Annotated in this window: 8 protein-coding genes; 3 read left to right on the top strand and 5 right to left on the bottom strand. The window is 71.5% G+C overall.

Annotation, left to right across the window (positions count from 1 at the left end):
• From AOK03_RS37590 to AOK03_RS37580, 3 genes are all read left to right on the top strand, one after another.
• A partial coding sequence (locus AOK03_RS37590; RefSeq protein ID WP_055569855.1) for an MFS transporter occupies positions 1–1,196 on the top strand: 1,196 nt, incomplete at its 5' end.
• A gap of 70 nt (positions 1,197–1,266) precedes the next feature.
• Complete coding sequence (locus AOK03_RS37585) at positions 1,267–1,485, top strand: hypothetical protein (RefSeq protein WP_244177908.1); 219 nt, start codon at positions 1,267–1,269, stop codon at positions 1,483–1,485.
• Positions 1,482–2,147 (top strand): hypothetical protein, encoded by a 666-nt coding sequence (locus AOK03_RS37580; protein WP_244177907.1) that lies wholly within the window; start codon positions 1,482–1,484, stop codon positions 2,145–2,147. The genes AOK03_RS37585 and AOK03_RS37580 overlap by 4 nt, the downstream gene beginning before the upstream one ends.
• A gap of 6 nt (positions 2,148–2,153) precedes the next feature.
• Here AOK03_RS37580 and AOK03_RS37575 read toward each other — a convergent pair whose 3' ends face one another.
• The 5 genes from AOK03_RS37575 to AOK03_RS37555 form a co-directional block, all read right to left on the bottom strand.
• Positions 2,154–2,798 carry a DUF4232 domain-containing protein gene (locus AOK03_RS37575; RefSeq protein WP_055569854.1) on the bottom strand — a complete coding sequence of 215 codons (645 nt, stop codon included), beginning with the start codon at positions 2,796–2,798 and terminating at the stop codon, positions 2,154–2,156.
• Between the two features lie 402 nt (positions 2,799–3,200).
• Positions 3,201–3,938, bottom strand: a complete 738-nt coding sequence (locus AOK03_RS37570; RefSeq protein ID WP_055569853.1) for an ANTAR domain-containing protein — start codon at positions 3,936–3,938, stop codon at positions 3,201–3,203.
• A 43-nt stretch (positions 3,939–3,981) separates the two neighbouring features.
• On the bottom strand, positions 3,982–4,836 hold the full coding sequence (locus AOK03_RS37565) for a GAF domain-containing protein (RefSeq protein WP_055569852.1): 855 nt from the start codon (positions 4,834–4,836) through the stop codon (positions 3,982–3,984).
• Positions 4,837–4,859: 23 nt separating this feature from the next.
• Positions 4,860–6,749 (bottom strand): CheR family methyltransferase, encoded by a 1,890-nt coding sequence (locus AOK03_RS37560; protein WP_055569851.1) that lies wholly within the window; start codon positions 6,747–6,749, stop codon positions 4,860–4,862.
• A complete protein-coding gene (locus AOK03_RS37555) occupies positions 6,749–7,348 on the bottom strand; it encodes a chemotaxis protein CheB (protein WP_055569850.1) in 600 nt (199 codons plus the stop codon). The genes AOK03_RS37560 and AOK03_RS37555 overlap by 1 nt, the downstream gene beginning before the upstream one ends.
• Positions 7,349–7,494: the final 146 nt, after the last annotated feature.

The following is a 7,494-nucleotide window of genomic DNA, read 5'->3' as shown; positions in this document are numbered from 1 at the left end:
CCCCGCATCCCACGCACTCCGCACCGCCCCAGAAACTCCCCCTCCTCGCCCTCCTCGCCCTGGCCACCGCCGTCTTCATCACCAGCCTCACCGAGACCCTCCCCGCGGGCCTGCTCCCCGCGATGAGCGCCGACCTCGGCGTCAGCGAGTCGGCGACCGGGCAGACGGTCACCGTCTACGCGATCGGCACCGCCCTCACCGCGATACCGCTGACCGCGGCCACCGCCGGCTGGCGCCGCAAGCGGCTGCTGCTCGCGGCGATGGCGGGCTTCGCCGCCGCCAACACCGTGACCGCGGTCTCCAGCGACTACACGCTGACGATGGCCGCCCGCTTCGTCGCCGGTGTCGCCGCGGGACTCGCCTGGGCCCTGCTCGCCGGTTACGCCCGCCGCATGGCGCCCGCCCACCTCCAGGGCAGGGCCATCGCCATCGCCATGGCGGGCATCCCGGTCGCCCTGTCGCTCGGCGTGCCCGCCGGGACGTTCCTCGGCAAGGTGCTCAGCTGGCAGGTGGCGTTCCTGGTCATGACCGGGCTCACCGTCGGCCTGCTGGCCTGGATCGCCGCGCTCGTCCCCGACCACCCCGGTCAAGGGCCCGGCGGCACGCGGACCCCGATGGCACACACCCTGCGCGTGCCCGGCGTGACCCCGGTCCTCTTCGTCACCCTGGTCTTCGTCCTGGCCCACACCGTCCTCTACACGTACATCGCCACGTTCCTCGACGAGCTCGGCATGGGCGGCTCGACCGACCTCGTCCTGCTCGTCTTCGGCGCCGCGTCCCTGGTCAGCATCTGGATCGTGGGCACGCTGATCCAGCGCGGGCTGCGCGCGCTGACGCTCGGGAGCGTGCTCCTGGTCGGCGTGGCGGCGGCGGTGCTGGCCGTCTTCTCCGACACCCCGGCGCTCGTGTACGCCGCCGTGACGCTCTGGGGCCTCGGCTGGGGCGGCGCTCCCACGCTCCTGCAGACCGCCGTGGGCGACGCGGCCGACGCCGCCGACGCGGCGGACGCCGCCCAGGCCATGCTCGTCACCCTGTGGAACGTCGCCATGGCGGGCGGCGGCGTCTTCGGCGGCATCCTGCTCGGCCTGGTAGGCACCTCGTCCTTCCCCTGGGCGATCCTGTTGCTCCTGGTCCCGGTCCTGCTGGTGGTGGCCGCGGCGCGGAAGCACGGGTTCCCCGTGCGGAACCGGGTCTGAGAAACTCTCGTCTTCGACAGGACAGCGACTTCGACTTCGACTTCGACTTCGACGGAGAAGGGGGAAGCCGATGATGATCGTGCTGCTCTACATCGTGATGGCTCTCTTGGCCGCAGGGCTCGCCGCGGTCGTCTGGGCGTCGCGGGGCGGCCCGCGCTGGGTCCAGGGCGTGGCGAAGGCGACGCTGGTCTCCGCGGAACTGGTCACGTCGGCGGTGAAGAAGAGCAGCCGGAGCGGCTACAAGTCGGGCAACTACTCGGGAGACACGGGCGACTCGGGCAGCTCGTGAAGCAGCCCCGGGGCACGGCTGATTCGGCTGAGGCCCGCTGGCTCGCGACCCTGCGCCCGTCCCGCATCCGTGAGGTGCAGGGCGGGCGTCTCGCATGGACCCGGGTCGACCTGCTCGACATCGAGGAGGGCGGCGCCCGCGCCCTGCGCGACGCCCTCGAAGTCTTCGGCGTCCAGGTCACCTACGTACCGGTGGGCCAGCCCCGCCACCTGATAGCGGCACTGGGCGGCGACACCGGCGCCGCAGCCCGCCCCGTCGCCCCCTACGTGATCATCGCCTGCCACGGCGACGAGGGCCGCGTCCTCATCCCCGAACTCGCCCCGGAAATGGCCCGGTTCCAGCCGTTCAACGGCGAGCTGGGCCCGGCCGAGGTCCGCGCCCACGTCGAGCTGCCCGGCAGCGTCGTCATCCTCACCGGCTGCGACACGGGCGACCCGGAGCTCGTCGACGCGTTCCTGGACGCGGGCGCGAGCGCCTGCGTGGCCCCGAGCGGCGCCCCGTTCGGCTACGCGAGCCTCTTCGCCCCGCTGTTCCTCTTCTACGAACTCACCGAGCGCCGCACGCTGCGGGAGGCCGTGGCCCACCTGCGCGCGCACGACGAGGAGCTGTCCATGTGGCACCTCCACACGCGCTCGGAACCCGGCGGGACCAGGGATCCCTGAGAACCCTCAGAACTCGTCGGCGCCGTTGCGCAGTTCGTACGTCCAGTAGCCGGTCAGCGACTTCGCAGGGTCGACGGCGATGCCGCCGCTGCCCGGGGCCCTGACGGCAGCCATGCCGCCGCCGCCCTGCAGCGTCACGGAGAAGGCGGAGACGGGCTCGTTGTTCTCGTCGACGCCGCCGTCCGACACCTTGACCAGCGCGTAGGCGGGGGCACCGGCCTTCAGGACGACGGGGGCCGCGGGCTTGCTCTTGGCGACGGAGGGCACGTTCTGCTTGTGGCTCTCCAGGAACTGGATCTCCGGGAAGCCGGTCATCGTGCAGCTGCGGCCCGACTTGTTCTTCGCGGTCAGGACGATGTGGGTGTAGGGCGGCCCCCCGTGGCGCGCGGCGCTGAGGGCAACGTCCTTGGTGGTGCAGGCGGGGGCGGCCGCGGCGGCCCGCTTCCCGCCGGAGGCGGAGGCCTTGACGGCGCTGGCGTCGGCGCCGGTGTCGGCGCCGCGGGACGCGCCGACCGAGACCGTGGTCTCGGGCGTCTCCGCCCCGGCGGACTCCGTGTCGGAGCCGCCCCCGCCGCAGGCGGTGAGGGAGAGGGCGAACACGGCGGCGCCGGTGGCGGCGAGGACGGTGGAGCGGCTGCGGGACGTACGCATGGGATTTCCCCCGGAGTGCTGGAGCGGTGGCGCGAGGGCGCAAGGGCTGCCCGGTCTGTGACAACCCGCGCCCGAGGTGCTGACCTGCGGACTTGCTGACAGGCATCACTCTGCTCGGCGCCGCTCACGTTCCGCTGCCGTGCCGCTCACGTCCCGCTGCCGCGCCCGGAGCCGGACCGGATGGCCCTCGGACCGGAGGACCGGTCGGACCGGATGGCCCCCGGACCGCAGGACCGGTCGGACCGGATGGCCCTCGGACCGGAGGACCGGTCGGACCGGATGGCCCTCGGACCGGAGGACCGGTCGGACCGGATGGCCCTCGGACCGGAGGACCGGTCGGACCGGATGGCCCTCGGACCGGAGGACCGGTCGGACCGGATGGCCCCCGGACCGCAGGATCGGTCAGACCGCAGGATCGGTCAGAGCGGGATCGCCGTGCCCCTCGACCACCTCGCGTGCCACGTCGTGCAGCGGCCGTCGGTGGGACCGCGCGTGCGAGCGCAGGGCCTCGAAGGAGTCCTCCATGGTCAGGGACCTGCGCGTGGCGATGACCCCCTTGGCCTGCTCGATGATCACGCGGCTGGTCAGGGCCCGCTCCAGCTGTCCGGTGAGCGTCCGGCCGTCCTCGGCCTCGCGCGCACGCTGCAGTGTGACGGCGGTGAAGTCCGTGAGGGACCGGCCGAGCGCCAGGGCGGCTGGGGAGGGAACGTCCCCCTGGCCGGAGAAGAGGACGAGCGCACCGAGCGTGCGCGTGGGCACGCGCAGCGGGAGGGCGACGAGGCGGGTGTGGCCCAGCGCCAGGGCCGCCGGGGCGTACCGCGGCCAGCGCTGCCGCGCCGCGGGGCCGTCGAGGGGCGTGGGGGCCGCGAAGTGCGCGTCGGTGCGGTGCGGGGAGTGGCCGGGGCCCTCGCGCCAGGAGAGCGCCACGCGCTCCAGGTGGGTCACGTCGGGGTCGGAGCCGGTCGCCTGCGGCCGGTCGGTGCCACCGGGGACGTACACCACGGAAGCGGCGGCCGTGCCGAGGAGGGACGGGCTGCCGTTGGCCAGGACCGCGAGCGTTCCCGGTACGTCCAGTGCGCCTTCCTGCGAGCTGCCGGCCAGGGCCACGAACACGTCGGCCAGCTGTTGTTGGGGCGTCATGCCGAGCTCCTCAGGGAGTCAGAGAGGGGGCCCCGTCAGGGCGTCAGAGATAGGGATCCCCGTCCAGGATCCGTCGGGCGATCGCCTCGGTCGTCGTCTCTTCGGCGAACGCGCGTGCCTTGATCAGTGCCAGTGCGTCGCCGACGCTGCAGTCGATCCGCACGGAGAGAGCGCCCGACGCCTGCTGGACGGCTTCTCTGTGGTCCGTTCCGCCATACAGCTCCGGGTCGGCGTCGGGGCCGAGCAGCACGATGCGGGTGAGGGCGGCGGTGACCTCGGCGAGATCCGCGGATCCCATGAGGTCGGGGCGCGGGTCGAACACCGAGAGCGCCCCGAAACAGCCGGTCCGCGTCTCCAGCGGGACGGCGAGCACCGACGTGATGCCCAGGGAGGTGAGGCCCGGTCCGTAACCGGGCCAGCGCCGCTCGATCTCCTGGCCCGCCGAATGGACCGGTTGGCGCCGGTACGACGCTTCGCGGCACGGGCCCTCGCCCAGCACGTACTCCAAGTCCTGTGCGGCCAGCGACGGTTCGTCGGAGACCGCGACCGCGAGCTGGTTCTGCGCGGAGTCGACCAGGGTGATCGCGGCGCTCTCCGTGCCCAGCGCGTCCGCGACGCCCGTCATGAACCGGGGGCGGATCCCTTTGTCCCGGGCCCACACCAGCGTGCGGTCGGCGAAGGAGGCGTGGAGGGCGGCCGAGGAGCGATGGCAGGCGGCGGACCGCCGATGCGTCTCGGCGATCTGCGCGTGGAACTCGCCGCCCTCGGGGTCGGACGCCCGCCGTTCGTGCCGCTCGGCCGCCGCCGTGGCCCGCTCCGCCCGCTCCAGAGCACGGGCGGCACGTTCACGTGCGGTCGCCACCACGTCGAGGGCTTCGTCGTACCCCTTCCGCTCCATAGCGGAAGCGTACGCCCGCCGGGTCATTCGGCGGGAGCGATTCGGCTCTCTTCCATCATGAGGACGACACCGCCGTTGTGCCCGTCGAACGGTGAGCAGAAGACGTCACATGTGATGGGCCGTCCGATCCGGCTCAGGGCGTGCACGGGAATCGGCCCGGTGCGCTTGCGGGTCCTCAGGCACTCCTGCACCAGCGGCTTCAGCTCGTCCGTCGGCAGCCCGAAGTCCAGGTCGAAGAAACCCTCGTTGACGACTTCGTCGCTGCGCAGCCCCCACAGGTCGACGGCGCCCCGGTTCCAGCTCTTGACCTTCAGCTTGCTGTCCAGCACGACCACGCCCGCCGCGATGCTGGTCAGCACGGCTTCCAGGAATGCCCTGGCCTCGTCCAGCTCCTCGGTGCGGATGCGCATCTCGTCGTTCATGGTCTCCAGTTCCTCGTTGCCGGACTGGAGCTCTTCGTTGGTGGTCTCCAGCTCCTCGTTCGTGGACTGGAGTTCCTCGTTGGTGGTCTCCAGTTCCTCGATGCTGGACTGGAGCTCTTCGTTGGTGGTCTCCAGCTCCTCGTTCGTGGACTGGAGTTCCTCGTACGCCGTCTCCAGATCCTCGCGTACGCGCTTGACCTCGGCCTTCAGCTGCGTGGCCACGGTGACGTCGGTGAAGGAGATCGTGGTCGCGACATGCAGACCGTTGGGCCCGGAGAGCGGCTGGATGAGGATGTCGAGGTACTGGACCTCCTCGCCGGCCCGCCGCTCCACCCGGTTGACCCGCAGCGTCCTGCGCTCGTGCGTGGCCTGGTCGATCAGGGAGCGCAGCTCGACCGGGCGGTAGGAGATCTCCAGGTCCTGGAAGGGGCGGCCCACGTCGCCGGAGCTCAGCCCGAACTGGATCCTCGCCTGACTGTTGATCACCACGACGGCGCCGTCGCCGTCGATCGCGATCCACGGGATCGGCCCCGCGTCGAGGACCAGGTCGCGCAGCTGCCGGGTGCGGGCCACGGAGTGCAGTTCGAGCCCCGAGCTGCTCCTGACCTTCAGGGGCGCGGGCTGGTAGGGCAGCCCCGCCTCGCCGGTGCGGCGCCGGAAGACCCGCTGGCGCATGTCGGCGACCTCGAACCGGTCGGCGTCGTTCAGCAGCATCTCGGCCTTGCCCAGGAACAGGAAGCCGCCCTGGCGCAGCGCGAAGTGGAAGCGGTCGACGATCTGCGTCTGGGCCTCGACGTTGAAGTACATCAGCGTGTTCCGGCAGATCAGCAGGTCGAGCCGGGAGATCGGGGCGTCACGGGTGATGTCGTGCCGCCCGAAGATGACCCGGCGCCGCAGGTCGGGGCGGAAGCTGAGCCGCGCGCCGTTCGGCTCGAAGTACTTGTCCCGCAGCTCCGCGGTGAGCGGCTCCAGCGCCTTCGTCGGGTACAGCCCCGACCGGGCCTCGCGCAGCGCCTCCTCGTCCACGTCCGTGGCGTAGATCTTGACGCGGCGCAGACACTCCTCGATGCCCAGCGCCTCCGCGAACATGATGGCCAGTGAGTACGCCTCCTCGCCGCTGGAGCACCCGGCGCTCCACACCCGGATCTCCTGGTCGGGCGTGAGGTCCGCGATCAGTTCGGGGACGACCTCGTGCTGGAGGAAGGTCCAGGCGTCCGGGTCCCGGAAGAAGGAGGTGACGTTGATGAGGATGGTGTTGAAAAGAGCGCTGAATTCTTCGGCGCTGGTCTCCAGGAGGTCCTGGTAGTCCTGGTAGGACTCGATGCCGACGTCGGACATCCGCTTGTGGATGCGCCGCCCCAGGGTGGAACGCTTGTATCCGGTGAAGTCGAACCCGCGTGCCTCCCGGATGAAAAGCAGCAGCTCCTCGAGGGCCTCATTGGCTTCCGTGTTCTGAGGCTCTTTGCGAGGTTCTTTGCGCGTTTCGTTCATCACTGCCCCGTGGCGTCGAGAAGTCCGCGGACGACTGCCGCGATCTCCTCAAGAGGTAGCACGAAATCCACCGCGCCCGTGTTCACGGCGGCCTGGGGCATTCCGGAGAACTCCGCGGTCCGCGGATCCTCGACGATCACGGTCCCGCCGCGCGAGTGCACGGCCTCCACGCCCATCGCCCCGTCCACGCCGGTCCCGGTCAGCACACAGGCGATGGCCCGGGGCCCGTAGGCCGCGGCGACCGATTCGAAGAGGAGGTCGGCGGAGGGGCGTACGAAGTGCACCAGCTCGGCGTCGGACAGCGTCAGGTTCCCGTCCGCCCCGATGAGCAGGTGCCGCCCGGGTGGCGCGATGTGGACGGTACCGGGCACCGGCTTCTCCCCGACCTCCGCGAGAACGACAGCAAGGTCCGTGCGCCGCGCGAGGACGTCGGCGATGACGGTCCGGTGCCGTGGATCGAGGTGCTGGACCACGAGAACCGGCACCGGAAGCTCGGGGCCCAGGCCACCCAGCAGTTCGCTCAGCCCTTGGATGCCACCCGCGGACGAAGCGACGGCGACGATGGCGAAGGGGCCCGCTGCGGGCTGGTCGGCCGACACGTACCGAGCCTAGCGAAGCCTGGCCCGCAGGGTGAGGGGTGAAAGTGGCCGATGAATATGACAGGACAGCCCCGTGGTTCTCCGGCTACCCCGCGAGGAACGTGATCCGGCCAGGCGCGGGCGGGGCGCGGGGAGCGGTCGGGGTG

The sequence above is a fragment of the Streptomyces atriruber genome (assembly GCF_001418325.1).
GTDB lineage: Bacteria > Actinomycetota > Actinomycetes > Streptomycetales > Streptomycetaceae > Streptomyces > Streptomyces atriruber.
Note: the sequence above shows the minus strand (reverse complement) of the source record. Positions and strands in the feature narration are given on the sequence as shown.

Excerpts from the sequence above, each read along its gene's own strand:
- AOK03_RS37570 (WP_055569853.1), bottom strand. The coding sequence starts at position 3,938 with ATGACGCCCCAACAACAGCTGGCCGACGTGTTCGTGGCCCTGGCCGGC.
- AOK03_RS37560 (WP_055569851.1), bottom strand. The coding sequence starts at position 6,749 with ATGAACGAAACGCGCAAAGAACCTCGCAAAGAGCCTCAGAACACGGAA.
- AOK03_RS37565 (WP_055569852.1), bottom strand. The coding sequence starts at position 4,836 with ATGGAGCGGAAGGGGTACGACGAAGCCCTCGACGTGGTGGCGACCGCA.
- AOK03_RS37575 (WP_055569854.1), bottom strand. The coding sequence starts at position 2,798 with ATGCGTACGTCCCGCAGCCGCTCCACCGTCCTCGCCGCCACCGGCGCC.
- AOK03_RS37585 (WP_244177908.1), top strand. The coding sequence starts at position 1,267 with ATGATGATCGTGCTGCTCTACATCGTGATGGCTCTCTTGGCCGCAGGG.